The organism is Polynucleobacter sp. HIN7, assembly GCF_030297595.1.
GTDB lineage: Bacteria > Pseudomonadota > Gammaproteobacteria > Burkholderiales > Burkholderiaceae > Polynucleobacter.
The window spans coordinates 1,464,340-1,487,613 of record NZ_AP028138.1 but is presented as its reverse complement, the minus strand read 5'-3'; the positions used below and the strand labels follow the sequence as shown (position 1 = coordinate 1,487,613).

The window sequence follows — 23,274 nt, the reverse complement described above, 5'->3', positions numbered from 1 at the left end:
CAATTAAGTTTGCTTGGCGTCATTTGGCCCAGAATCGGCATGGGCATCAGGGTTTTGTTTTGGCTTTTTTGGCCTACGGCGCCTGTTTCTATTTGGGTTTGATGGGGTTTTGCCAGAAGCCAAATCCTCTAGCTTGGCACTTGCCAGCAAGGCTTCACGTTCGGGTAAATCCGCATGATAAAAGTCTGTCCACCATTGCCCAAGACCGGGTTTGCAATACCCTGTTTGGCCGCGTAGGAGCATGAAGTCGTAGCCAGCCCGAAAGCGCGGAACCTCCAGCAGTCGCTCGGGGTAGCGCCCCACTCGCTTTTCAAAACGCGGTTGCATGGTCCAGATATCCCGCATATCACCCTCATGGCGACGCTGAATGGTGATGCCGGTATGTGAGGGGGCAACAACGGCATCAATTGCAGCATGGAGTGCTGCAACGGGTGGCATCCCAGTATTTCGGAGTACTTGCCACTCCTTCTCTAGATCGGGCCAAAGTAGGGCTGCAAACAGAAAGCCCGGGGAAACCGATTTGCCCATTTGAATCCGTTCATCGGTATTGCGCAGCGCCTGTTCAATAAATTGGGCGGCTTGCGCATCTTCGAGTGCACGATCCATAAATGGTAGAAGCCCATGATGCAAGTTGGCGTGACGCAATGCCTGGATTCCGGCCCAAGCATGACCTGACATGAGTAACTTCAAAATCTCATCGAATAGGCGAGCGCTTGGAACGTCATGGATTAATTGGCCAAGCTCATGAATCGGTGCAAGGGTCTTGGGCTCAATCTGAAAACCTGTCTTAGCGGCAAAGCGAATCGCTCGCAACATACGCACTGGGTCTTCACGGTAACGTTTTGCTGGGTTGCCGATCATGCGAATCGTTTTAGAGCGGATATCCTCCATGCCACCGTGATAATCGAGCACTGTTTCTGAGCTGGGGTCGTAATACATTGCATTGATCGTAAAGTCACGGCGGGCAGCATCTTCGGCATGAGTACCCCAAACGTTATCACGCAGAATACGACCACTCTCGGCAATATGCTCACCCACACTTTCTAGTACTGCCCGAAAGGTAGAGACCTCGATAATTTCAGGGCGCTCTTTACCAAAATAAGTGACATGGACAATCTGAAAGCGACGACCAATCAAGCGTGAGCGCCTAAATAATTTTTGTACTTGCTCGGGGGTGGCATTGGTTGCTACATCGAAATCTTTAGGCGCGATCCCCAAAACCAGATCGCGAACTGCCCCACCCACGATATAGGCCTTATAGCCCGCTTGTTGCAGGGTATGAGTGACCTTGACTGCATTTTTTGAAAGTAAGGCAGGATCGATCCGATGGGTTTTCTTTGAAACCTTATGAGCTACTAGGGTGGCCCCAGATTGATCTGACTTTGGGCGAGGGCCTCGACGCAATAAGCGATCGATGAATTTAGTGATCATGAGGATGAGCTAGGATCAATTTAATGAAATAGTTCTAAGATCGGCCAATTTCGCTTCTCAGCTTCTGCGCGCAAGCGCACATCTGGATTGGTGGCTACTGGATTGGTTACTCTTTCCAATAGTGGCAAATCATTCATGGAGTCGGAGTAAAAGAAGCTTTGCTCGATGGATTCCAAGCGTAATCCCAAACCGGCTAACCAATCATTAACTCGAGTAATTTTTCCTTCTTTAAAGCTCGGAACCCCCACAATACCGCCAGTAAAATTTGCCTTTGGTTGATTATTCTCCGTGGCCGGTTCAGTAGCAACTAGATGTTCAATTCCAAAGGCGTTCACAATCGGGCGAGTGACAAAACTATTGGTAGCGGTCACCACACAACACAAATCCCCCGCATCTAAATGTTGTTGGACAAGCCTCATCGCTTGTGGATGAAGACGTCCATCGATCTTCTCTTGCATAAATGCACGATGCCAGCCCTCTAATTGCGTACGCGGGTTGTCAGCCAAGGGTTTTAGCGCAAAACGTAAGAATGCATCAATATCAAGCTTACCTATTTTGTAATCGGCGTAAAACTGATCGTTGGCTTTGGCATATTGCTCCCCATCAACAACGCCTAAGCGCACCAGAAATTGCCCCCATTCGTAATCGCTGTCAAACGGTAAGAGGGTGTGATCTAAATCAAACAGAGCTATGCGAGTCATGGGGTGTGTCCAGAAATTTGTAAGAGTTCACGAACCAAGGGTAGGGTAATCGCGCGCTTGGTCTCCAAAGAATAGGCATCGAGCGCATCGAGTAATGCCATCAAACTCGGCATATCTCGATAGAAATGATGAATCAACCAAGGCAAAACTTCGTTGGATAAGATCAAACCCCGCTCTTTTGCAGCGCGAGATAGCGCCTCGATCTTCTCTGAATCAGACAGCGGATGAACTTCAAAGATCAGCCCCCAGCCAAGACGGGTACGCAAGTCTTCTCGTAATGTCAATTGTGCAGGGGGCACATGCCCAGATAGATACACAAACGAGTGTGGTGAGGCATGTACTAAATTGAGTAAGCGAAAAAGGCTGGCTTGTTGATGCGTATCCAGCTGATCCACATCATCAACGGTCATGATGATCGGTGCAGGGTTTACCGCTGCAGAGAGTTTGTGCTCGGCATCGACCCAGGTACTCGGATCGTTGGGTAGCAGGCGAATCGATCCCATCCCAAGCGTTTGCGCTTGGTTTGCGATAGCGCTAAGAAGATGAGAGCATCCGGCGCCAGCGCTTCCCCACCAATAAAACCAGCGTCCCTCAATCGAGTGGGAAGCGGTCTTAGCAGGAGAGTTCCAACGAGCGATGGACTGGTTGAGTGCGTCAATCAGTGCCTCATTACCATTCGGTAAAAAATTGTGCAATGAGGGTTTAGGGGCTTGATTGATATCGAGCGCAAATTGACGGGGCAGTGCGGATGGGGCCATTACTTTTGATACCAGGTACTTTGGGCGTATTGCGACCATGCAAAGCGGATCAATACCAACACAACCGCGCTAGCTGGTAGGGCAAGTAACACTCCAAAAAATCCAAATAATTTAGCGAAGATTAGTAAAGCAAATAAAACCGCCACTGGGTGAAGCCCAATTCGTTCGCCTACTAAACGGGGGGTTAGGAAAAATCCTTCGAGCACTTGGCCAATCCCAAATACGACCAGCACAATCACGAGTTCAGGTCCAAGCCCAAATTGCAAAATGACCGATAGGATCGCCAGAATCAGACCCAGTGCAATCCCAATATAAGGAATCACAATCACCAAGGCGGTAAATACGCCTAGACCGAGTGCTCCATGCATACCTGTCAAACTTAACCCAGCGCTATAGAAAACCGCCATGATCAAAATCACCAGCATTTGCCCACGTAGGTATTGCGATAGCAACAAGTCGGTTTCTAGTGCTAACCTGACCGCAGTATCTTGATAGCGAATGGGAAGCAGTTGCTTGAGTAATTCAAAGAAGTGTTTCCAATCAATCAGCAGATAAAAAAGAACGAAGAGAATCAAGACAATATTGACGAGGCCGCCAAGTACGGAGCTACCAGAGGCTAAGATGGTTTCAAAACTCGTACTTAATATTTGGTTGGCGTTTGCAGAAAAATGAGCAGTCAATTTTTGCATAATCGCATCTCGCAAAGCGAGCCAATCGATCTCAATATTCAGGCTGAGTAATTTAGGCCCCAGCCACGTTTGCAGACTTTGAAGCCAAATGGGTAGCTGAGCCTTAATGAGAGGAATTTCATAGCGCAGTAGATTAATCAGCAGTAACAGGATGATGAGAAAAACACCAAGCCCAAAAAGCATGCCGATGCTGCTGGCAAGGGTTTTACCAAGTCCTAGATTTTGAAGACGCAGAACCAAGGGCCTCAGAATGTAAGCCAAAATAAATGCAAATAGAAAAGGGGTAAAAATTTCAGCCATGGGCCTTCATACTCTAGAATTCAGAGATTCTAACGATGTAAATGACTGATCTGCAGGATTTACCCATTTTTGAAGACCCATTTATGACTAATCCATCAAAAAGCCCAGGCTTGTCTTACCGTGACGCGGGTGTCGATATTGACGCTGGGGACGCTCTAGTTGACCGCATTAAGCCACTAGCAAAAAAGACCATGCGTGATGGTGTTTTGGCGGGAATTGGAGGATTTGGGGCTTTATTTGAGGTACCCAAACGCTACAAAGAACCCATTTTGGTATCCGGTACCGATGGGGTTGGCACCAAACTAAAGCTTGCTTTTGAGTGGAATGCCCATGAGACGATTGGCCAGGATTTAGTGGCGATGAGCGTGAATGACATTTTGGTCCAAGGCGCCGAATCTCTTTTCTTTCTCGATTACTTTGCATGCGGTAAGTTATCAGTGGATACAGCGGCCACCGTAATCGCCGGAATTGCCAAGGGGTGTGAGTTAGCTGGCTGCGCCTTAATTGGGGGTGAAACTGCTGAGATGCCAGGCATGTATCCGCCGGGTGAATACGATTTGGCAGGCTTTGCGGTTGGCGTGGTTGAGAAATCGAAAATTATTGATGGCTCCACTATTCGGCCGGGTGACGCAATTATTGGAATTGCATCTAGTGGCGCGCATTCAAATGGCTATTCCTTAATTCGGAAGATTATTGAGCGAGCTGGCGCAAAACCCAGTGAGACCATTGAGGGTAAGACCTTGCAAGAATTAGTGATGGCACCCACTCAAATCTACGTTAAGCAACTTTTAAATGTGATGTCGCAACATCCTTTGAAGGGATTGGCGCATATTACGGGTGGCGGTTTAGTGGATAACATCCCACGGGTGTTACCAGAGAATACCCAAGCAGTGCTGCGTCGTGATTCATGGAGCCTGCCACCGCTGTTTCGTTGGTTGCAAATGAAAGGCGGCGTTGCTGATGCGGAGATGGTGCGTGTCTTCAATTGCGGCATTGGGATGGTGGTTGTCGTTGAACAGCAAGAAGCAAAAGCTGTGATTGCTAGTATTGAACAGCAAGGCCTAAATGCTTGGTTGTTAGGTGATATTGCTCAGCGTCCAGAGGGAGCGCCACAAACGATTCTTATTTAAAGGATCTTTGGAGGGTGACCATCGCCATTGATTTTGCGGCTTGAAGTTCTGCTGGGTTCAATGGGTCAAACGTATGCCGCTGCATCGCTCTTAGCCAAGTCATCTGACGTTTACTGAGCTGTCGTGTGGCAGCGTATGCTTTTTGTTTCATCGTCGAGTAATCTACCTTGCCCTCTAAGTATTCCCACACCTGGCGATAGCCCACCGAGCGAACCGCTGGCAAATTAGTATGCAAGTCGCCGCGCTCAAATAAAGAGCGCACCTCGTCCATGAAATTATTTTCAAGCATTTGATCAAAACGTTCTTCAAGACGGGTATGCAGAGATTGACGGTTACTCGGTTCTAAAGAAATCACTTCAACGGCATGCTCGGAGAGCTCTGAATCACGCCCAGTAGCGCTTGGTGACTCTTCAAACAACTGAGATATGGGTTGGCCCGTTAATGCATAGACCTCGAGCGCTCGCTGAATTCGTTGGCTATCGTTAGGCTGTAGTCGACCGGCAGTGACAGGGTCAATTTGAGCAAGCTTGGCATGCATGCCGGGCCAACCCAGTAAGGCAGCCTCATCATCGAGCTGTTTGCGGGTTTGTGGATCGGCAGGGGGTAATTTGGAGAACCCATAAACCCAGGCTCGCCAGTACAGCATGGTTCCCCCCACAATGAGTGGAATATGTCCCCGCGCCTGAATCTCTTCAATTAATTGTTTTGCATCGCTAGCAAAATGAGCCGCTGAATAACTCTCGCTCGGATCACGAATATCAATCAGATGATGCCTAACCTCAGCTTGTTCAGCAGCAGTGGGCTTTGCTGTCCCGATATCCATCCCACGATAAACTAGGGCGGAGTCCATGCTGATGATCTCGATATTCAGATGCTGTTGGCGGCATTGCCTGGCTAACTCAAGCGCTAAATTACTTTTGCCGACCCCGGTAGGGCCCACAATCGATAAAACCTTGGCCGACATCCGCTCTGTTGAAATTAATGTTGACGCACTTGATGCTCAAGCGTGGCGATATGCTCCCGGATCTCATCGGCATCTGTGGCATTAGGAACTTCAGTGAGGTATTGCTGCATATCGTCGATGGCGGGGCGCAAATACTCCAATTGCGCATAGATTAGGCCGCGATCCCGAATCTCTTCCACGGCATCAGGCAAGAGGATCACAAGTCGCTGTTGAACCCCCAACAAGCGCTCCCAACGCTCATGTTCGGTATAAATGAGTTTCAGGTTACGCAAAAAGCGCGAGATGATCTCGCGGCAGCTGGAGACTCGCAAAAATACGTTCAGTGGGAGTTGTAACTCGCCAACATAACCCTTTGCCTCCAAATACGGATCGAGCATCTCTTGAAGTTCGTGCTTCGATAGGGATGCACCAGTCAGCGGATCCATAATGATCTCGCCTTGGGGTAAGGAAACGCGCAGCATAAAGTGATTGGGAAAGGACACCCCACGGATTTTTAATCCAATCTGATTGCCAAGCTCCATCATTAAGATCGCCAATGAAATTGGAATGCCCCGACGACTTTGTAAAACATGATGCAGATAAGAGTTCTCGGGGGCATAAAAATCATTGGGATTGGGCCCAAATCCAAGTTCGGTATAAAAGAAATGTTTGAGCTGTTGGAGTCGCTGCACCGCAGAAGCATCGGCGGAGATTCGTTTTTTGAGTCGATCGCCTAGCTGATCAATCTCATCGAGGGTATGTTGGACATCTAAATCAGGAAATGCATGTTGGGCTACTGCAATGCATGCCTCCGTGAGGGGAAAATGCTCGTCCTCAGCAACCAAGGTGGCAAAGTAGTCAAGTTGTTGAGTTGGCATATTTCCTATTTTGCATGACGCAGAAAATTTTGCCAGCGTAAACCGACGATCCACAGGCTGGCAAAGTAAATGATTGCTGCTGCACCCAACCAAAGACCAAGAAGACCAATGCGAATCAAGGGGTTGACTTGTAAAGCGAGCCAATCGTGTGCCTGTGCACCATAAAAAAGCACCATGCTCAGTGGCAATAGCCCAACAAGCAGTTGACCGAAATATTTGAACCAGCCAACCGCGCTCGGAAGGGCCCCACGTCGACGTAGCCCTAGCCACAACAGGGCTGCGTTTAAACACGCCCCAAGACCAACGGATAGAGCAAGGCCAGCATGGGCAAACAGTGGCACGAGCCCGATATTGGCGAGCTGTGTAAAGACTAAGACCACCAATGCAATTTTGACGGGAGTACGGATATCCTGACGTGAGTAAAACCCTGGGGCTAAGATCTTGACCAAAATGAGACCAATCAGACCTACACCATAGGCAGCCAGTGCTTGCCGGGTCATTTCCACATCCATGGCATTAAATTGCCCGTAGTGGTACAAAACCGCTGAGATTGGGGTGCCAAACAGAAATAAGGCGATCGCGCAGGGCGCTGCCAGTAAAAAGGTGAGGCGCAATCCCCAAATCAACAACTCTCCAGCCTGCGCAGTATCTTGAGCGGCATTTGCTTTGCTAAGGCTTGGTAATAAAACAGTTCCAAGTGCAACCCCCAGCAAGGCGGTCGGAAACTCCATTAGACGATCCGCATACGAGAGCCAAGAGACGCTACCGGTTTGCAAATGCGAGGCAATATTGGTATTGATGATGAGGGAAATTTGCGCAACGGAGACTGCAAATACAGCCGGTACCATGAGTTTTAGGACACGGCGGGCATCTGGATTTTGCCAGGCCGATTTGATTTTTCTGGGGAGCAGGCCAATGCGAGGCAATAATCCGAGTCGCATTAAGGCCGGAATCTGAATCGCCAGCTGCAAGACACCACCGATTATGACCCCGATGCTTAAGGCGTAAATTGGTTGCTCTAAGGTGGGCGCAATATTAAGGGCGCCACCGATTAAGGAAAGATTGAGGAGTACAGGGGTGAAGGCAGGCACCGCAAAACGACCAAAGGTATTGAGGATTCCGGCCGATAAGGAAACCATGGAAATTAGACCAATGTAGGGAAACATGACCCGTGTCATAAAGACGGTCGTCTCAAAGACGGCCCCATCCTTGAGGCCCGCTGCAATAATAAAAACCAGGATTGGTGCCGCGACGACCCCAATCATGACCGTGAGACTGAGGGCCCAAAACAGAATAGTGGCAATCGCGTCGATGAGCGCTCGGGTCTGATCTTTTTCTCCCCGATTGGAGATTTCACCCAGGATTGGTACAAAAGCCTGGGAGAAAGCCCCCTCTGCGAAGAGCCGACGCAATAGATTGGGGAGTCTGAAGGCCACATTAAAGGCATCGGTCCACTCCGAAGCGCCAAAGCTTCTAGCGATCAAGGTTTCCCGAACCAATCCCGTAATGCGGGAAACCATGGTCAGGGAGCTTACCTTCGCTGCGGCGGAGAGGAGGTTCATGGCCTGATTTTCCCTGATTTGGGGGAGGGGGTGGGCATTTTGGGGTCTTTAAGGTAGAATGTCAGGTTTTCGAGATTGAATATTTGATCTCATGTAACGCAGATGAATTTTGCCCCATTTTCTTTAAGGGACTGATTTCATTCTAATTATTTGTTTAGATAGGTTAATTGAATGGCTAATACCGCACAAGCTCGCAAGCGCGCTCGTCAATCCGTGAAGCTCAATGCTCACAATTCTAGTTTGCGTTCCAAACTTCGCACGTCCATTAAGGCAGTTCGCAAAGCAATTGAAGCTGGCGATAAAGATGCTGCAAAGAAAGTATTTGTCGCTGCGCAATCGACCATCGATAAGATTACCGATAAAAAGATTGCCCATAAAAATACTGCTGCTCGCCAGAAGTCCCGACTATCTGCTGCGATTAAAGCAATGGCCTAATTTTTAGGCCTGTTGCGGGCCTAAGGAAGTACTGATTTTCTGACCCGCTCTCCTGTTGAGCGGGTTTTTGTTTAGTGGAGCGTTCTTTTGCACAATAAGCCGCATAACACTTCGATCGCATCATCAAGTGCTCAGTTTGCAGAGTTGGGTAATGGCCAATCTCTGGCGAAGCCACAATCTCCTGGCCAACTCAGGCATTACCTGCAATTTTCGGACTTTAGTCGTGATGAGTATGAGTACTTATTTAGCCGCGCCGCTTGGTTAAAGGAGCGGTTTAAGCGCTACGAGACCTGGCATCCATTGCACGATCGCACGCTAGCCATGATCTTCGAAAAACATTCGACCCGCACTCGCCTTTCTTTTGAGGCAGGCGTTCATCAGTTGGGTGGGCATGCGGTTTACATGAATACGCGCGATACCCAATTAGGACGGGGCGAGCCGATTGAGGATGCTGCGCAAGTCATCTCGCGGATGACTGACATCATCATGATTCGGACCTTTGAGCAACAGACGATTGAGCGCTTTGCTGCCAACTCGCGCGTTCCTGTCATGAATGGTTTGACCAATCAATATCACCCTTGCCAAGTATTAGCCGATGTATTTACCTATGTCGAGGCACGCGGACCGATTCAGGGGAAAACGGTGGCATGGGTTGGTGATGCAAACAATATGGCGTATACCTGGATTCAGGCGGCTGAGAAACTGGATTTTGAGTTTCGCTTCTCTGCCCCTGAGGGATATCAGTTGGAGCGCTCCCGCCTGCAACCATCTGCCTTTAACCATCTCGTCGTCTGCGCAGATCCAAAGGATGCGTGTAAGGGCGCTGATTTGGTCAGTACTGATGTATGGACCAGCATGGGATATGAGGCTGAGAACGCAACGCGGATGGCGGCATTCAAGAACTGGATGGTGACCGAGCAGTTAATGGCATTGGCTCATCCCGACGCACTCTTTATGCATTGTTTACCTGCACATCGTGGCGAGGAGGTTAGTGCTGGAGTGATTGATGGCCCCCAGAGTGTTGTTTGGGAGGAGGCTGAAAACCGGCTGCATGTCCAAAAGGCTTTAATGGAATTCTTACTCTGCGGGCGCTTATAAAATCAAACCTCATTACTGCAGTGATTGCTTAACTTATTGAGATCGTAAAAACACTATGTCTGAAATTAAAAAAGCCGTGCTGGCCTATTCGGGTGGCCTTGATACCAGCGTGATTCTGAAATGGCTTCAAGATACCTATGGCTGCGAGATCGTAACCTTCACCGCTGACTTGGGCCAAGGTGAGGAACTCGAACCTGCACGCGCCAAGGCGCTCAAATTCGGCATTAAGCCCGAGCACATCTTTATTGATGATCTGCGTGAAGAGTTTGTGCGTGACTTTGTGTTTCCAATGTTTCGGGCAAACACGATTTACGAGGGCGAATATTTACTGGGAACGTCGATCGCTCGCCCCCTAATTGCAAAACGTCAAATTGAGATCGCCCGGCAAGTAGGCGCAGATGCGGTATCCCACGGCGCTACCGGCAAAGGGAATGATCAAGTACGGTTTGAGCTTGGTTATTACGCGCTTGAACCTGGCATTAAGGTGATCGCTCCCTGGCGTGAGTGGGATTTACTTTCTAGGGAAAAACTTCTGGCATATGCAGAAAAACATGGCATTCCTGTAGAAATGAAGCATAAGCAAGGGGGCGCTCCTTATTCCATGGATGCCAATTTGTTACACATTAGTTTTGAGGGGCGGCATCTCGAGGATCCAAACGCAGAAGCAGAAGAGGCGATGTGGCGCTGGACCGTTTCCCCAGAGAAGGCCCCCGATCAAGCACAGGTGATTGAAATCGAATTTAAGCAAGGTGACCCAGTCGCGATCAATGGTAAGTCTTTAAAGCCTCATGAATTACTCGCCGAGTTAAATCGACTGGGCGGTGCGCATGGCATTGGCCGATTGGATCTGGTCGAGAATCGTTTCGTCGGGATGAAGAGCCGGGGTTGCTATGAGACCCCTGGTGGAACTATTTTGCTCAAAGCGCATCGTGCGATTGAAAGTATTACCTTAGATCGTGAAGTCGCTCATCTTAAGGATGACCTAATGCCGCGTTATGCAGCCTTGATCTATAACGGCTATTGGTGGTCGCCCGAGCGTCTGGCATTACAGACCTTAATTGACCATACTCAGAAAACTGTGAATGGGGTTGTGCGCCTCAAGTTATACAAAGGCTCAGTCTCTGTGTTAGCACGTGATTCAGCCAATACTTTATTTGATCAAACCATTGCAACCTTTGATGATGATGGCGGCGCATATAACCAAGCCGACGCCGGTGGCTTTATTAAACTCAATGCCTTGCGGATGCGAATTGCTGAAATCTCAAAACGCAAACGCACAAAATAATTACCAAACTAGGAAAGAGTTGATATGCAGTTCGATGGCGTTTCAGTTGGCAAAAAGGCAAATGTTTATTTTGATGGGAAGTGTGTATCACATACAGTCACACTACCCAATGGTGTCCGCAAATCAGTTGGGGTGATTTTGCCCAGTACCTTACGTTTTGACCTAAGCACCAAAGAGGTGATGGAAGTCATTGAAGGCACCGCATATGTCAGCATCAATGGTCAGACCGAACAGGCCTTTGCTGCTGGACAATCATGGACGGTTGAGGCTGGTGGATATTTTGTGATTCGTGCTGAGCAACCGGTGCATTACGTGTGCCACTTTGGTTAGTTGCTAGCGTTTTGGTAGGCCTGTAATCACCGTGCCGGGCCCAAGAGCCCGTTGCGCAAACCATTTCTGATTCATTTCGAGAGCGAACCGAACCGGCGCCCGGGGGCAATGGTTATTCTGGGTTTCGGGCTCCATATCGGAAAGATTCACAATCTTGCCATCATCATCAATAAACGCGATGGTTAGTGGCAACTTCGTATTGCGCATCCAAAAGCAATGAATGGCCTTTTCTGGAAAAACAAAGAGCATTCCAGCATTAGTAGGCATAAACGTTCGGTACATTAAGCCAGTTTGCCGTGCTGCTGGGTTGTCAGCGAGTTCGGCCTCAATTCGGTGCATTCCGGCCTTGAGCTCAATGATTGGCAGGGAGGAGCCTTGGGCAACGGAATTTTCTGTGAGGATGAAGAAAAAACAAGCCGCCAGAATGGTCAAGTATTTGCAGATCATAGGGCTAGGGGAATTAAAATAGTGCATTTTCAGGAATAGGCAGTTTTGCCTCATGCGAAAATACCATATTCGTTAAACGGAGAAAAGCATTATGTATAAGCACATTAAAGTCCCAGCTGGTGAAAAAATTACGGTTAATCCAGATTTTTCAATCAATGTTCCTAATAACCCCATTATTCCGTTTATCGAGGGGGATGGCACTGGGATGGACATCACTCCGGTGATGATTAAGGTGGTCGACGCCGCAGTTGAGAAGGCTTATGGCGGCAAGCGCAAGATTTCCTGGATGGAGGTCTATGCTGGAGAAAAATCTACTAAGGTTTATGGTCCAGATGTTTGGATGCCTGATGAGACCCTCGACGCGGTTAAAGAATACGTTGTATCCATTAAGGGACCGCTTACCACCCCCGTTGGCGGCGGTATTCGTTCTTTGAATGTTGCCTTACGTCAATCACTTGATTTGTATGTTTGCTTGCGCCCAGTGCGATATTTCAAAGGGGTGCCCTCTCCAGTGCGCGAGCCTGAGAAGACCGATATGGTGATCTTCCGCGAGAACTCTGAAGATATTTATGCGGGTATTGAGTGGGAAGCCGGTACTGAAGGCGCCAAAAAGATGGTTGATTTCTTGATTAAAGAAATGGGCGTGAAAAAGATTCGTTTTCCAGAGTCCTCCAGTATTGGTATCAAGCCCGTATCACGCGAGGGTACACAGCGTTTGGTGCGCAAAGCCTTCCAGTACGCAATCGATAATGACAAGCCTTCTGTCACCTTGGTTCACAAGGGCAATATCATGAAATTTACCGAAGGGGGTTTCCGTGATTGGGGCTATGAGTTAGCCATGAAAGAATTTGGAGCGCAACTGGTTGATGGTGGCCCATGGTGTAAGTTTAAGAATCCCAAAACCGGTAAAGACATCATTGTTAAGGATGTCATTGCCGATGCCTTCTTGCAGCAGATCTTATTGCGCCCCAATGAGTACAGTGTGATTGCAACCTTGAACCTCAATGGCGACTACATCTCGGACGCCCTCGCTGCCCAAGTTGGCGGAATTGGTATTGCGCCAGGCGCCAATATGTCTGACAGCATTGCAATGTTTGAGGCCACTCACGGTACCGCCCCCAAGTATGCTGGCAAAGATTACGTCAATCCTGGCTCTGAGATCTTATCTGCTGAGATGATGCTGCGTCATTTGGGCTGGACCGAAGCTGCTGATCTCATCATTTCCTCGATGGAAAAAGCGATTCTTTCGAAGAAGGTCACCTATGACTTTGCACGTTTATTACCAGGGTCGACCCAAGTTTCGTGCTCGGGATTTGGTCAAGTGATGATTGACAATATGTGATTCGTAAGAATCCCAAAAGAAAAACCCCAGGTTGAAGCCTGGGGTTTTTACTTGGGATCAGCTAGTGATCAGGCAGCTTGAATATTGGTTGCCTGTTTACCTTTTGGGCCTTGAGTAATGTCAAACGTTACTTTTTGACCTTCTTTGAGGGTTTTAAAGCCACTCATCGTGATTGCACTAAAGTGTGCAAACAACTCTTCTTCTCCGTCATCCGGTTTGATAAAACCGAAACCTTTTGCATCATTAAACCACTTAACAACTCCGGTCGCCATGCGAACTCCATTACAAAAATCTAAAGACAACCGTGAAGAGGGGAAATACCTTTTGATCAGTCTTACTCCGCAACACGCCTAATGCAGGTAAATCTCAAACGAGAAAAACACCACAGGATTGATTGTTTGCCCTTTTTGAGGGGGTGTCAAGGAAATATGACTCAATATCACTAGGAAAAACCCTTTTTTTTCATAAAAACGACCCAATATGACAAATATGCCTTGATTTTGAATGGTTTTCGTCAGATGAAAACTTGATTTGCGTGGATTTATTGCAGAGTTTTGTGGTGTGGTTAGAATGTTTCTCATGAGTCGTAATTCCAAAACACCCCCCGGAGGAAGCCCAGTCACCCCATTTAAGGAAGACACGGTTTTGTTGGAACGGCAGGCCGAAAAGGTCAAGGTGCCGGCCATGTACAAAGTGATGTTGTTAAACGACGACTACACACCGATGGAATTTGTGGTGATGGTGATTCAGGAATACTTTAATAAAGATCAAGAGACAGCAACTCGCATCATGTTGCAAGTGCATCTGGCAGGAAAAGGCGTCTGCGGTATCTATACCCGCGATGTGGCCTCGACCAAGGTCCATCAAGTCATAGAACGTTCCCGTGAAGCGGGTCACCCATTGCAGTGCACTATGGAGGAAGCATGATTGCTCAAGAACTGGAAGTAAGTTTGCATATGGCTTTTGTGGACGCTCGCGCAGCGCGCCACGAGTTCATTACGGTTGAGCACTTGCTGTCCGCATTATTGGATAACGCCACCTCGGTCGAGGTTCTGAAGGCCTGTGCGGTCAATATTGCAGAGTTGCGTTCCCAGCTGAAAAACTTTATTAACGACAACACCCCGGTGGTTCCTGGAACGGAAGAGGTCGATACTCAGCCAACGCTTGGATTCCAGAGGGTGATTCAGCGTGCCATCATGCATGTACAGTCGACCTCAAATGGCAAAAAAGAGGTGACTGGTGCTAATGTATTAGTGGCTATCTTTGGTGAGAAGGATTCGCATGCAGTGTATTTCTTGCAACAGCAAGGGGTAACCCGCTTGGACGTGGTGAACTTTATCAGTCACGGTGTTCGTAAAGACAACACGGAACCCGCAAAAGCAGCTGAGGCGAGCCCTGATACTGATGAGGCTGCAAGCAGCGGCAAAGAAAGTCCGCTTGATCAATTTACCCAAAACCTGAACGCGATGGCGCGTCAGGGCAAGATCGATCCATTAATTGGTCGTGAGGGCGAGGTCGAGCGAGTCATTCAGGTTTTATGTCGGCGACGTAAAAACAATCCTCTTTTGGTGGGTGAGGCTGGTGTTGGTAAGACCGCGATTGCGGAGGGCCTGGCCTGGAGAATCACAAAGGGTGAGGTTCCAGAGATTTTGGCAAATGCGACGGTTTACTCCTTGGATATGGGCGCATTGCTGGCGGGGACAAAATACCGCGGTGATTTTGAGCAGCGACTCAAAAGTGTCCTGAAGTCCTTAAAAGATAATCCCCATGGCATCCTCTTTATTGATGAGATTCATACCTTGATTGGTGCCGGTGCTGCCTCTGGCGGAACCTTGGATGCGAGCAATCTGTTAAAGCCAGCATTATCGAGTGGAACGCTTAAGTGTATTGGGGCAACCACCTTTACTGAGTACCGTGGCATCTTCGAAAAGGATGCAGCCCTATCGCGGCGCTTCCAAAAAGTCGACGTGGTAGAGCCGACCGTGGATCAAACCGTGCAAATTCTGCGTGGCTTGAAGTCACGCTTTGAGGAGCACCATGGTGTCAAGTATGCAGCTGCTGCACTTGTAGCCGCTGCTGAATTGTCATCGCGATATATTAATGATCGCCATTTGCCCGATAAGGCGATTGATGTGATTGATGAGGCAGGCGCTGCTCAGCGCATCCTTCCCAAATCAAAGCAGAAGAAAACCATTAACCGCCAAGAGATTGAAGAAATTGTGGCGAAGATTGCACGCATCCCACCGCAATCGGTATCGGTGGATGATCGCAGCAAGCTACAAACCTTGGATCGCGATATTAAGAGCGTCGTCTTTGGTCAAGATCCAGCAATTGAGGCGCTTGCTAGCGCCATTAAGATGACTCGTGCTGGCTTGGGTAAGGTTGATCGGCCAATCGGCTCCTTCCTATTTTCAGGTCCCACCGGAGTCGGTAAGACCGAGGTTGCGAAGCAGTTGGCCTTCATCATGGGTATTGAGCTGCTCCGTTTTGATATGTCGGAATACATGGAGCGCCATGCGGTAAGCCGTTTGATTGGAGCGCCTCCTGGCTATGTTGGTTTTGATCAAGGTGGATTATTAACCGAAGCCGTCTCAAAGAAACCGCATTGCGTTTTGTTGCTCGATGAAATTGAGAAGGCGCATCCAGACATTTTCAATATCCTCTTACAAGTGATGGATCACGGCACCTTAACTGATAACAACGGACGGAAGACGGATTTTCGTAATGTCATCATCATTATGACCACCAATGCGGGTGCAGAAGCGATGCAAAAGTCGACTATGGGCTTTACCAATGCGCGTGAGCAGGGTGATGAAATGGCAGACATCAAGAAGTTCTTCACCCCGGAGTTTAGAAACCGCTTAGATGCGATCGTGTCCTTTAAGGCTTTGGATGAGTCCATCATTATGCGTGTGGTGGATAAGTTCCTCATGCAGCTTGAAGAACAATTGCATGAGAAAAAAGTCGATGCGGTCTTTAGCCCCGCCTTACGTTCCTATTTGGCCAAGCATGGCTTTGATCCGCTTATGGGTGCGCGACCCATGCAGCGAATTATTCAGGATACAGTGCGTAAAGCCTTGGCCGACGAATTACTCTTTGGGCGCTTAGCCCATGGTGGTTCAGTGGTGGTGGATATTGATCAGGATGGCAAGGTGCAGCTTGAGATTCAATCCTCGAATCAGCCGCCGAGCAAATCAAGTAAGGCAAGCATCGAGCCAGTCGAAGAAATCTAAAGAAGTCTCTGGGCGCGGAGCTATCCGCGTCCAGTACTACCGAAGCCACCCGTACCCCGGGTACTACTCTCAAATTCAGTCACTACTTTCAGTTCCACTTGCTGTACTGGAACAATCACAAGTTGCGCTAATCGCTCCATCGGCTCCAACCGAAATGCAGTTGAGCCTCGGTTCCAAGCACTCACCATCAATTGACCTTGGTAATCCGAATCAATTAATCCAACGAGGTTACCCAACACAATTCCGTGTTTATGACCGAGTCCTGAGCGCGGCAGAATCATCGCGGCGTAACGAGGATCTTCAATATAAATTGCCAGACCTGTTGGAATGAGCTCTGTTTGACCAGGGGCAAGCTCAATTGCGTTGTCAATGCAGGCGCGTAAATCTAATCCAGCGCTTCCTGGGGTACCATAGCTAGGCATTTGCGAGCGCATCCGCTCATCGAGGATTTTGACTTGAAGAACTTGCACGATTGATAGTCCTCTTTAAGGTAAGCGGGTGCCAACGATTTCAATGAGTTTTCTGGCGAGCTCTAGCTTGCTGGCGTGCCCTAGGTTTTTACTGCCTTTGTCGTCCACCACGAGAATTTCATTAGTATCAAGACCAAAGGTGGTGGGACCGATATTTCCTACAATCATTGGGATACCCTTGCGAATCCGTTTCTCTTTAGAGTGTTTACCCAAACGATCGGTTTCAGCAGCAAAGCCAACGCAGTATGGTTTTGATTTGCGCTTAGCCAACTTAGCCATATCGAGCAAGATATCGGGGTTCGAACGAAACTCTAAATGAAGTCCAGACTGCTCTTGGCGCTTAATCTTCTGTGGGGCGCGATTGGCAATCGTCCAGTCTGCAACGGCAGCAACCGCAAAAAATACATCGCAATCGGCAGAGGCGAGCGTGGCCCGATGCATCTCTTCACCGGTGATCACATTTGTCCGCTTAATCCTACCGGTGCTTTGCAAAGGAGTGGGTAAATCACAAGGGCCAGCGATGAGGTGAACTTCTGCACCCGCTTCAACAGCCGCTTGGGCAATCGCAAATCCCATTTTCCCGGAACTCAGATTGGTAATGCCACGGACTGGGTCGATAGCCTCAAATGTTGGACCGGCTGTAATGAGTACCCGTTTCCCAGTTAAAACCTGCGGCTGAAAAAATGCAACTAGTTGCTCACATAGCTCAGAGGGCTCCAGCATCCGACCCATGCCAACTTCACCGCAGGCCTGGTTACCACTAGCAGGGCCAAGGATCGCGACACCATCGTCTTGAAGTCGCTGGAGGCTACGTTGGGTAGCAGGGTGAGCCCACATTTGCAGATTCATGGCGGGCGCAATCAAAAGAGGGCAGTCGCGCGCTAGGCACATCGTCGTTAGTAAATCATCCGCCAAACCAAGCGATAGTTTTGCCATGAGATCGGCGCTTGCAGGGGCAATCAAAATCGCATCGGCGTTACGGGATAGCTCAATGTGCGCCATATTATTACTAATCCTTGGATCCCATTGACTACTAAAGACTGGTTTGCCGCTAAGCGCTTGCATGGTGACCGGTGTAATGAATTGCATGGCAGACTCTGACATCACTACTTGAACCTCGGCTCCCTCTTGAATCAGGGCGCGGACCAATTCAGCGGATTTATAGGCGGCAATTCCGCCGGAGATTCCTAAAACAATTTTTTTGTTTGATAGTGAGGCCATGCACGGGTTCCAAATCGATTTGACTCTAGGGGCGGTCTTTAATGGCCCGTCGTATTTCGTTGATAACAATTAATGTAGCACCAATTGAGATGGCGCTATCGGCAATATTGAAGGCTGGCCAGTGCCAACCGTCATAGTGCACGTCAATAAAGTCAACTACAGCGCCATATAGCAAGCGATCGATGACGTTCCCGATGGCCCCACCAAGGATTAAGGAAAGGGCAAGACAAAACGGACGATCTTGGGTATTTTTCTGTAAGAGCCAAATAATCACAACGGCAGCAACAATCCCAATTACGGTAAAAAACCAGCGTTGCCAACCACCTGCCTGAGACAAAAAGGAGAAGGCGGCACCTGGGTTATAAATTAAGAACCAATTCAGAAAATCAGTAACCTTAATCGCCTGAGCCATCGGCAGACTCATTTGAGCCCACCACTTGGTGACTTGATCGGCAATCAATACTCCAAGGGCTAGCAGTAAATACCATTTGCTTGAGCTCTCTCGGTAAGATGGCTTGACCATATTTATGCGAACTGACGAAGTTCACCAGCGCCATCAAGATTACTAATGCAGCGCCCACAGAGATCGGGATGGTTTGGATGGGATCCAGTATCGGCTGTGTGATGCCAGCAACGCGCACATTTTTGGTAGGCGCTTGGCTTCACTGTGATCTGAGTATTGCCATCGGCTGATAGTGCAATTTCAGATTGAGAGGTAATCGTTACAAAGCGTAGATCCGGAGCAATCGATTGCAGTAGCTCATAATCAGTTGCACCCACTTGGATCAGCAACTCAGCTTGCAAGGAAGACCCAATCTTTCCGGCTTCACGTTCAAGCTCGATAGCTTTCGTAATGTCAGAGCGGATCTCACGAATGCGTTGCCATTTAGCAAGCAAGGATTGGGCGTCCTTGATTTCAGGAAAGGATCCAAATTCTTCGGTGAAGATCGATACGCTGTCGGCTGACTTGGCAAAGTGTGGGTAGCATTTCCAAGCCTCTTCAGCAGTGAAGCTGAGAAAGGGTGATAGCCATTTGAGTAAGTGTTGGCTAATATGAAATAAGGCGTTTTGAGCGGAGCGTCGACCCACTGAATTTGCGGGCATAGTGTAGAGACGATCTTTCAGAATATCTAAATAGAAGCCACCTAAGTCTTCAGAACAAAATGCCAATATTTTTGAGACCGCTGGATGAAATTCATAATCACGGTAGTGTGCCTCAATCGTGTTTTGTAAGTCAGCTGCCAGCGTAACGCTATAGCGATCAATCTCTAGCCAATCGGAGGTAGGTAGATGATTTGTTTGTGGATCAAAATCTGCGAGATTCGCTAAGAGAAAGCGTAGGGTATTGCGAATGCGTCGATAGCTTTCAACGACCCGCTTCAAAATCTCATCCGAGATTGACATCTCTCCCGAGTAGTCGGTCGAGGCAACCCACAAGCGAATAATTTCAGCACCCAGTTTGTCAGCCACTTCTTGAGGCGCAATTACATTGCCCACCGACTTACTCATTTTGCGACCTTGACCATCCACCGTAAAGCCATGGGTTAAGAGGGCACGATATGGGGGTTTACCATCGAGCATGGCACCCGTTAAGAGTGACGAATGAAACCAACCGCGATGTTGATCGGAGCCCTCTAAATAAAGATCAGCCCAACGACCTTCTGCACCCTCGGATTCCTGGCGATACAGAGTATTACGATGTGAACCACGCATCACATGCCAATGGGTGGTGCCCGAGTCAAACCACACATCAAGCGTGTCACGATTTTTCTCATAGGCGCTTGCCTCATCGCCAATCAAACTTTCAACCGTTAGACTCTGCCAAGCCTCAATACCATTTTTTTCAACCAACTGAGCGACTTGCTCAAGCAGTTCTGGTGTGCGTGGGTGGGGCTCGCCTGTTTCCTTATGGATCAAAAAGGCCATGGGTACACCCCATTGCCGTTGACGTGAAAGTGTCCAATCGGGACGGTTGGCGATCATGCTGTGTAAACGTTGTTTACCCCAAGCTGGATAGAAATTCGTACTCTCCACGCCAGCTAAAGCGGTTTCTCGCAATGAGGCCTTCTCACCAGCAGGTTTTTTATCCATGCTGGCAAACCATTGAGAGGTCGCACGGTAGACGATCGGAGTCTTATGTCGCCAGCAATGCATGTAGGAGTGCGTATAGGATTTATTCTTTAAAAGGCTGCCAGCCTCATCAAGCGCTTTCACAATGTTTGGATTGGCTTTCCAAATATGTTGACCAGCAAAGAGCGGCAGGGAGGAGGCATACACTCCATCACCCATGACCGGATTGATAATGTCGTGATCAGCTAAGCCATGAGCCTTGCAGGACTTGAAGTCATCCTCACCATAGGCGGGGGCGCAATGCACCAGGCCCGTACCAGTATCGAGCGTGACGTAATCAGCGCAGTAAATTGGAGCTAGGCGTTTGTAACCGGAGTCTAAATTGGCTAACGGATGCCAAAAGGAAATACCTTCAAGCGCTTTACCTTTACAACTTGCCAAAATCGTTCCCTCAAGACCATATTGCTCCAAACAGTCATTCACTCGATCTTTGGCCAGCAGTAGCAAGCGCTGATCGGTTTCAACTAGGGCATATTCAAGATCGGGGTGAACGTTTAAGGCTTGATTCGCTGGTAAGGTCCATGGGGTCGTGGTCCAAATCACCGCCATACCCGGTTTATTGGGCAGTTCTTTTAAGCCAAATGCTTTAGCAAGTTGCGCATTCTGGTTGGTATCAAAGGCAAAACCAACATCAACCGCCGGATCCGTTTTATCTTGATATTCCACTTCCGCTTCCGCTAGGGCAGAACCGCAATCGAAGCACCAGTTCACCGGTTTTAGTCCGCGAAAGACATAACCCTTTTTCCAGATCTCGCCAAGCGCACGAATTTCATCGGCCTCATTTTGAAAATCCATAGTGAGGTAGGGCTGATCCCACTCTCCAAGAACCCCTAAGCGTTGAAAATCTTTTTTCTGCTTTGCAACTTGAGCCTGCGCATATTCACGAGCTTTGGCTTGTACCTCAGCAGTGGGCAGGTTTTTGCCAAATTGTTTTTCAATTTGAATCTCAATGGGCATGCCATGGCAATCCCAGCCTGGCACATAGACGGCGTCAAAGCCCATTAACCAGCGGGACTTGACGATCATATCTTTCAGAATCTTGTTGACCGCATGACCAATATGAATATCACCGTTGGCATAGGGAGGACCATCGTGCAGGATAAAACTAGGCTGCCCAGTGTGAGCCTTGCGAATCGCCTCATAGACTTTATTGTGTTGCCACTCTTCTACCCATTTGGGTTCCCGCTTGGGTAAATCACCGCGCATGGGAAAGCTGGTCTCAAGTAAATTGACCGGGTAGTTTGAGGATTTATCAGACATACAAATTTTTCTTTAGAAAGTATTGACGAGCCTTTTGGGCATCGTCTTGAATAGCAGCTTGTAGGGTGGTTAGGTCAGGGTATTTTCGTTCTTCATGCAATCGAGCTAGTAATTCTACGCAAACCACTTCTCCATAGATGGATTGGTCAAAATCAAAGATGTGGGTTTCTAAAAGGACCTGGCCGGTGCTCTCGACGGAAGGTCGTACTCCTATGCTCGAGACCGCAGGCAAAGGTCTCTCGCCCAAGCCATGCACTTGACTCACAAAAATACCACTTGTCACCGGTTTGGCATGCGGATGACGTGCGCAAACCGCTAAATTGATGGTGGGGAATCCAAGAGTGCGCCCCAGTTGCTTTCCATACAACACATGACCCGAAATTGAAAAAGGGCGTCCGAGTAGTTGTGTGGCACGCTGCATATCACCCTGATCAAGAGCTTGTCTTAGTAGTGAAGACGAGATTCGCTCTTCGCTCTCGAGAATGCTTGGGATGCGACTAACTTCAAAACCATACTGCTTACCGGCGGCCACCAAACTGTCAAAATTCCCTGCGCGTTTGGCGCCATAGCAAAAGTCATCACCAATAAGTATCCATTTGGTATTGAGCTTCTCAATCAAGATGTTTTGTACAAACTCAGAGGGACTGAGTTGGGAGAAGGCTTGATTAAATTCTTCAATTGCAATCGTATCGACAGCGCATTGCTTTAAGGCCATTAACTTATCGCGTAGATTTTGAATCCGGGGTGGCGCATCGTGCGGTGAAAAAAATTCTCGAGGGTGGGGCTCAAAGGTGAGTACACAAGGGCTTAGATGACGCGCGCGCGCACCCTCCACTAACTGCTGAAGTAATGCTTGATGACCGCGATGCACACCATCAAAGTTACCAATGGTTAGGGCGCATGGCGCTTGGGTCAGGGCGGGCTTAAGTCTTCGAAATACCTTCACAATTCGCTTTCAGGCTAGCCTTGAATTATATTGTTGGTCATGCATTCAATCGTTTCTTTAATTTCAGGGCGCGGCTCTAATTTCGAGGCAATTTACAAGGCCGCAAAAGCAAAATCATGGGATGTACGATTTACGGGCTTAATTGCAAATCAGCCCGAGGCCAAGGGGCTCGAGTTTGCGAAGTCGGTTGGCATTCCTATCGCGGTGATTGATCACCGGGACTATCCAAGCCGGGAAGCCTTTGACGAGGCATTGATGCAGCAAATTGATGCCTTTGGTGCAGATCTTGTGGTTTTGGCTGGCTTTATGAGAATCCTAACCCCAGGGTTCATTGAGCACTATGAGGGGCGCATGATGAATATTCACCCCTCCTTATTGCCACGTTTTCCTGGTTTGCATACCCATGAACGGGCCTTGGGGGCGGGAGATCGGGTGCATGGCGCCACAGTGCATTTTGTTAGCGCTGGCGTAGATGAGGGCCCGATTATTTGTCAAAGTGAGGTCCCTGTCCTACCCACCGATACCCCAAGTGATTTAGCTGCTCGGGTTTTAAAGACGGAGCATCAAATCTATCCATTAGCAGTTGAGTGGTTTATTAATGGGCGTTTACATCTTGCAGGTAATCGAGTGAGTGTTGACCCACCTGAGTTACAGTACATTCCTTTCCCATAAGAACGGCGAGTTC

23 protein-coding genes are annotated in these 23,274 nt (G+C 48.6%); 9 read left to right on the top strand and 14 right to left on the bottom strand.

Annotated elements, in window-relative coordinates; translation table 11 throughout:
- Window positions 1-3: 3 nt before the first annotated feature.
- From pcnB to QUE64_RS07460, 4 genes are read right to left on the bottom strand one after another with little or no spacing between them, the layout of a single operon-like run.
- Entirely contained in the window at window positions 4-1,431 is a 1,428-nt protein-coding gene (gene pcnB / locus QUE64_RS07475) for a polynucleotide adenylyltransferase PcnB (protein WP_286225168.1), read from the bottom strand.
- A gap of 20 nt (window positions 1,432-1,451) precedes the next feature.
- Entirely contained in the window at window positions 1,452-2,132 is a 681-nt protein-coding gene (locus QUE64_RS07470) for a histidinol-phosphatase (RefSeq protein ID WP_286225167.1), read from the bottom strand.
- Window positions 2,129-2,890: a DnaA regulatory inactivator Hda gene (hda, locus tag QUE64_RS07465; protein ID WP_286225166.1), complete on the bottom strand. Its 762-nt coding sequence runs from the start codon at window positions 2,888-2,890 to the stop codon at window positions 2,129-2,131. Before hda ends, QUE64_RS07470 begins: the two co-directional genes overlap by 4 nt.
- The gene (locus tag QUE64_RS07460) at window positions 2,890-3,879 is read right to left on the bottom strand and encodes an AI-2E family transporter (RefSeq protein ID WP_286225165.1); all 990 of its coding nucleotides are present in this window, start codon (window positions 3,877-3,879) and stop codon (window positions 2,890-2,892) included. Before QUE64_RS07460 ends, hda begins: the two co-directional genes overlap by 1 nt.
- 83 nt (window positions 3,880-3,962) lie before the next feature.
- On the opposite strand from QUE64_RS07460, the gene purM reads away from it, so the two are divergent.
- On the top strand, window positions 3,963-5,009 hold the full coding sequence (purM, locus tag QUE64_RS07455) for a phosphoribosylformylglycinamidine cyclo-ligase (protein WP_286226199.1): 1,047 nt from the start codon (window positions 3,963-3,965) through the stop codon (window positions 5,007-5,009).
- Here the strand turns inward: purM and miaA are convergent.
- Genes miaA through murJ form a run of 3 tightly spaced genes read right to left on the bottom strand, consistent with a single transcriptional unit; the run spans window position 5,002 to window position 8,392 of the window.
- Window positions 5,002-5,973, bottom strand: coding sequence for a tRNA (adenosine(37)-N6)-dimethylallyltransferase MiaA (gene miaA / locus QUE64_RS07450; RefSeq protein ID WP_286225164.1), 972 nt, complete (start codon window positions 5,971-5,973; stop codon window positions 5,002-5,004). The two genes, purM and miaA, sit on opposite strands and share 8 nt — an antisense overlap.
- 14 nt (window positions 5,974-5,987) lie before the next feature.
- A complete protein-coding gene (locus QUE64_RS07445; protein WP_286225163.1) occupies window positions 5,988-6,830 on the bottom strand; it encodes a SirB1 family protein in 843 nt (280 codons plus the stop codon).
- A 5-nt stretch (window positions 6,831-6,835) separates the two neighbouring features.
- Window positions 6,836-8,392: a murein biosynthesis integral membrane protein MurJ gene (gene murJ / locus QUE64_RS07440; protein WP_286225162.1), complete on the bottom strand. Its 1,557-nt coding sequence runs from the start codon at window positions 8,390-8,392 to the stop codon at window positions 6,836-6,838.
- Window positions 8,393-8,563: 171 nt separating this feature from the next.
- On the opposite strand from murJ, the gene rpsT reads away from it, so the two are divergent.
- The 4 genes from rpsT (at window position 8,564) to ppnP (ending at window position 11,540) form a co-directional block, all read left to right on the top strand.
- The gene (gene rpsT / locus QUE64_RS07435) at window positions 8,564-8,827 is read left to right on the top strand and encodes a 30S ribosomal protein S20 (RefSeq protein WP_286223432.1); all 264 of its coding nucleotides are present in this window, start codon (window positions 8,564-8,566) and stop codon (window positions 8,825-8,827) included.
- Between the two features lie 162 nt (window positions 8,828-8,989).
- Window positions 8,990-9,925, top strand: coding sequence for an ornithine carbamoyltransferase (gene argF, locus QUE64_RS07430; protein ID WP_286226198.1), 936 nt, complete (start codon window positions 8,990-8,992; stop codon window positions 9,923-9,925).
- A gap of 55 nt (window positions 9,926-9,980) precedes the next feature.
- Window positions 9,981-11,210 carry an argininosuccinate synthase gene (locus tag QUE64_RS07425; protein ID WP_286225161.1) on the top strand — a complete coding sequence of 410 codons (1,230 nt, stop codon included), beginning with the start codon at window positions 9,981-9,983 and terminating at the stop codon, window positions 11,208-11,210.
- A gap of 24 nt (window positions 11,211-11,234) precedes the next feature.
- Complete coding sequence (gene ppnP / locus QUE64_RS07420; RefSeq protein ID WP_286223430.1) at window positions 11,235-11,540, top strand: pyrimidine/purine nucleoside phosphorylase; 306 nt, start codon at window positions 11,235-11,237, stop codon at window positions 11,538-11,540.
- Between the two features lie 3 nt (window positions 11,541-11,543).
- Here ppnP and QUE64_RS07415 read toward each other — a convergent pair whose 3' ends face one another.
- The gene (locus QUE64_RS07415; protein ID WP_286225160.1) at window positions 11,544-11,987 is read right to left on the bottom strand and encodes a DUF192 domain-containing protein; all 444 of its coding nucleotides are present in this window, start codon (window positions 11,985-11,987) and stop codon (window positions 11,544-11,546) included.
- A 91-nt stretch (window positions 11,988-12,078) separates the two neighbouring features.
- Between QUE64_RS07415 and icd the strand changes: the two genes are divergently transcribed.
- Window positions 12,079-13,329: an NADP-dependent isocitrate dehydrogenase gene (gene icd, locus QUE64_RS07410; protein WP_286225159.1), complete on the top strand. Its 1,251-nt coding sequence runs from the start codon at window positions 12,079-12,081 to the stop codon at window positions 13,327-13,329.
- Window positions 13,330-13,397: 68 nt separating this feature from the next.
- Here the strand turns inward: icd and QUE64_RS07405 are convergent, their stop codons facing one another.
- On the bottom strand, window positions 13,398-13,601 hold the full coding sequence (locus QUE64_RS07405; RefSeq protein ID WP_108508961.1) for a cold-shock protein: 204 nt from the start codon (window positions 13,599-13,601) through the stop codon (window positions 13,398-13,400).
- Between the two features lie 307 nt (window positions 13,602-13,908).
- Between QUE64_RS07405 and clpS the strand changes: the two genes are divergently transcribed.
- Complete coding sequence (gene clpS, locus QUE64_RS07400; RefSeq protein ID WP_458574682.1) at window positions 13,909-14,256, top strand: ATP-dependent Clp protease adapter ClpS; 348 nt, start codon at window positions 13,909-13,911, stop codon at window positions 14,254-14,256.
- A complete protein-coding gene (gene clpA / locus QUE64_RS07395) occupies window positions 14,253-16,562 on the top strand; it encodes an ATP-dependent Clp protease ATP-binding subunit ClpA (protein WP_286225158.1) in 2,310 nt (769 codons plus the stop codon). Before clpS ends, clpA begins: the two co-directional genes overlap by 4 nt.
- A 20-nt stretch (window positions 16,563-16,582) precedes the next feature.
- Here the strand turns inward: clpA and dut are convergent, their stop codons facing one another.
- From dut to QUE64_RS07370, 5 genes are read right to left on the bottom strand one after another with little or no spacing between them, the layout of a single operon-like run.
- On the bottom strand, window positions 16,583-17,032 hold the full coding sequence (gene dut / locus QUE64_RS07390) for a dUTP diphosphatase (RefSeq protein WP_286225157.1): 450 nt from the start codon (window positions 17,030-17,032) through the stop codon (window positions 16,583-16,585).
- Between the two features lie 15 nt (window positions 17,033-17,047).
- Window positions 17,048-18,253 carry a bifunctional phosphopantothenoylcysteine decarboxylase/phosphopantothenate--cysteine ligase CoaBC gene (gene coaBC / locus QUE64_RS07385; RefSeq protein ID WP_286225156.1) on the bottom strand — a complete coding sequence of 402 codons (1,206 nt, stop codon included), beginning with the start codon at window positions 18,251-18,253 and terminating at the stop codon, window positions 17,048-17,050.
- 25 nt (window positions 18,254-18,278) lie between these two features.
- Window positions 18,279-18,776 (bottom strand): signal peptidase II, encoded by a 498-nt coding sequence (gene lspA, locus QUE64_RS07380; protein WP_286225155.1) that lies wholly within the window; start codon window positions 18,774-18,776, stop codon window positions 18,279-18,281.
- Window positions 18,777-18,778: 2 nt separating this feature from the next.
- Complete coding sequence (ileS, locus tag QUE64_RS07375; RefSeq protein ID WP_286225154.1) at window positions 18,779-21,643, bottom strand: isoleucine--tRNA ligase; 2,865 nt, start codon at window positions 21,641-21,643, stop codon at window positions 18,779-18,781.
- Complete coding sequence (locus tag QUE64_RS07370; RefSeq protein ID WP_286225153.1) at window positions 21,636-22,589, bottom strand: bifunctional riboflavin kinase/FAD synthetase; 954 nt, start codon at window positions 22,587-22,589, stop codon at window positions 21,636-21,638. Before QUE64_RS07370 ends, ileS begins: the two co-directional genes overlap by 8 nt.
- Before the next feature lie 39 nt (window positions 22,590-22,628).
- Between QUE64_RS07370 and purN the strand changes: the two genes are divergently transcribed.
- A complete protein-coding gene (gene purN / locus QUE64_RS07365) occupies window positions 22,629-23,261 on the top strand; it encodes a phosphoribosylglycinamide formyltransferase (RefSeq protein WP_286225152.1) in 633 nt (210 codons plus the stop codon).
- Window positions 23,262-23,274 lie beyond the last annotated feature (13 nt).

Excerpts from the sequence above, each read along its gene's own strand:
- pcnB (WP_286225168.1), bottom strand. The coding sequence starts at position 1,431 with ATGATCACTAAATTCATCGATCGCTTATTGCGTCGAGGCCCTCGCCCA.
- QUE64_RS07470 (WP_286225167.1), bottom strand. The coding sequence starts at position 2,132 with ATGACTCGCATAGCTCTGTTTGATTTAGATCACACCCTCTTACCGTTT.
- hda (WP_286225166.1), bottom strand. The coding sequence starts at position 2,890 with ATGGCCCCATCCGCACTGCCCCGTCAATTTGCGCTCGATATCAATCAA.
- QUE64_RS07460 (WP_286225165.1), bottom strand. The coding sequence starts at position 3,879 with ATGGCTGAAATTTTTACCCCTTTTCTATTTGCATTTATTTTGGCTTAC.
- purM (WP_286226199.1), top strand. The coding sequence starts at position 3,963 with ATGACTAATCCATCAAAAAGCCCAGGCTTGTCTTACCGTGACGCGGGT.
- miaA (WP_286225164.1), bottom strand. The coding sequence starts at position 5,973 with ATGTCGGCCAAGGTTTTATCGATTGTGGGCCCTACCGGGGTCGGCAAA.
- QUE64_RS07445 (WP_286225163.1), bottom strand. The coding sequence starts at position 6,830 with ATGCCAACTCAACAACTTGACTACTTTGCCACCTTGGTTGCTGAGGAC.
- murJ (WP_286225162.1), bottom strand. The coding sequence starts at position 8,392 with ATGAACCTCCTCTCCGCCGCAGCGAAGGTAAGCTCCCTGACCATGGTT.
- rpsT (WP_286223432.1), top strand. The coding sequence starts at position 8,564 with ATGGCTAATACCGCACAAGCTCGCAAGCGCGCTCGTCAATCCGTGAAG.
- QUE64_RS07425 (WP_286225161.1), top strand. The coding sequence starts at position 9,981 with ATGTCTGAAATTAAAAAAGCCGTGCTGGCCTATTCGGGTGGCCTTGAT.
- ppnP (WP_286223430.1), top strand. The coding sequence starts at position 11,235 with ATGCAGTTCGATGGCGTTTCAGTTGGCAAAAAGGCAAATGTTTATTTT.
- QUE64_RS07415 (WP_286225160.1), bottom strand. The coding sequence starts at position 11,987 with ATGATCTGCAAATACTTGACCATTCTGGCGGCTTGTTTTTTCTTCATC.
- icd (WP_286225159.1), top strand. The coding sequence starts at position 12,079 with ATGTATAAGCACATTAAAGTCCCAGCTGGTGAAAAAATTACGGTTAAT.
- QUE64_RS07405 (WP_108508961.1), bottom strand. The coding sequence starts at position 13,601 with ATGGCGACCGGAGTTGTTAAGTGGTTTAATGATGCAAAAGGTTTCGGT.
- clpS (WP_458574682.1), top strand. The coding sequence starts at position 13,909 with ATGAGTCGTAATTCCAAAACACCCCCCGGAGGAAGCCCAGTCACCCCA.
- clpA (WP_286225158.1), top strand. The coding sequence starts at position 14,253 with ATGATTGCTCAAGAACTGGAAGTAAGTTTGCATATGGCTTTTGTGGAC.
- coaBC (WP_286225156.1), bottom strand. The coding sequence starts at position 18,253 with ATGGCCTCACTATCAAACAAAAAAATTGTTTTAGGAATCTCCGGCGGA.
- lspA (WP_286225155.1), bottom strand. The coding sequence starts at position 18,776 with ATGGTCAAGCCATCTTACCGAGAGAGCTCAAGCAAATGGTATTTACTG.
- ileS (WP_286225154.1), bottom strand. The coding sequence starts at position 21,643 with ATGTCTGATAAATCCTCAAACTACCCGGTCAATTTACTTGAGACCAGC.
- purN (WP_286225152.1), top strand. The coding sequence starts at position 22,629 with ATGCATTCAATCGTTTCTTTAATTTCAGGGCGCGGCTCTAATTTCGAG.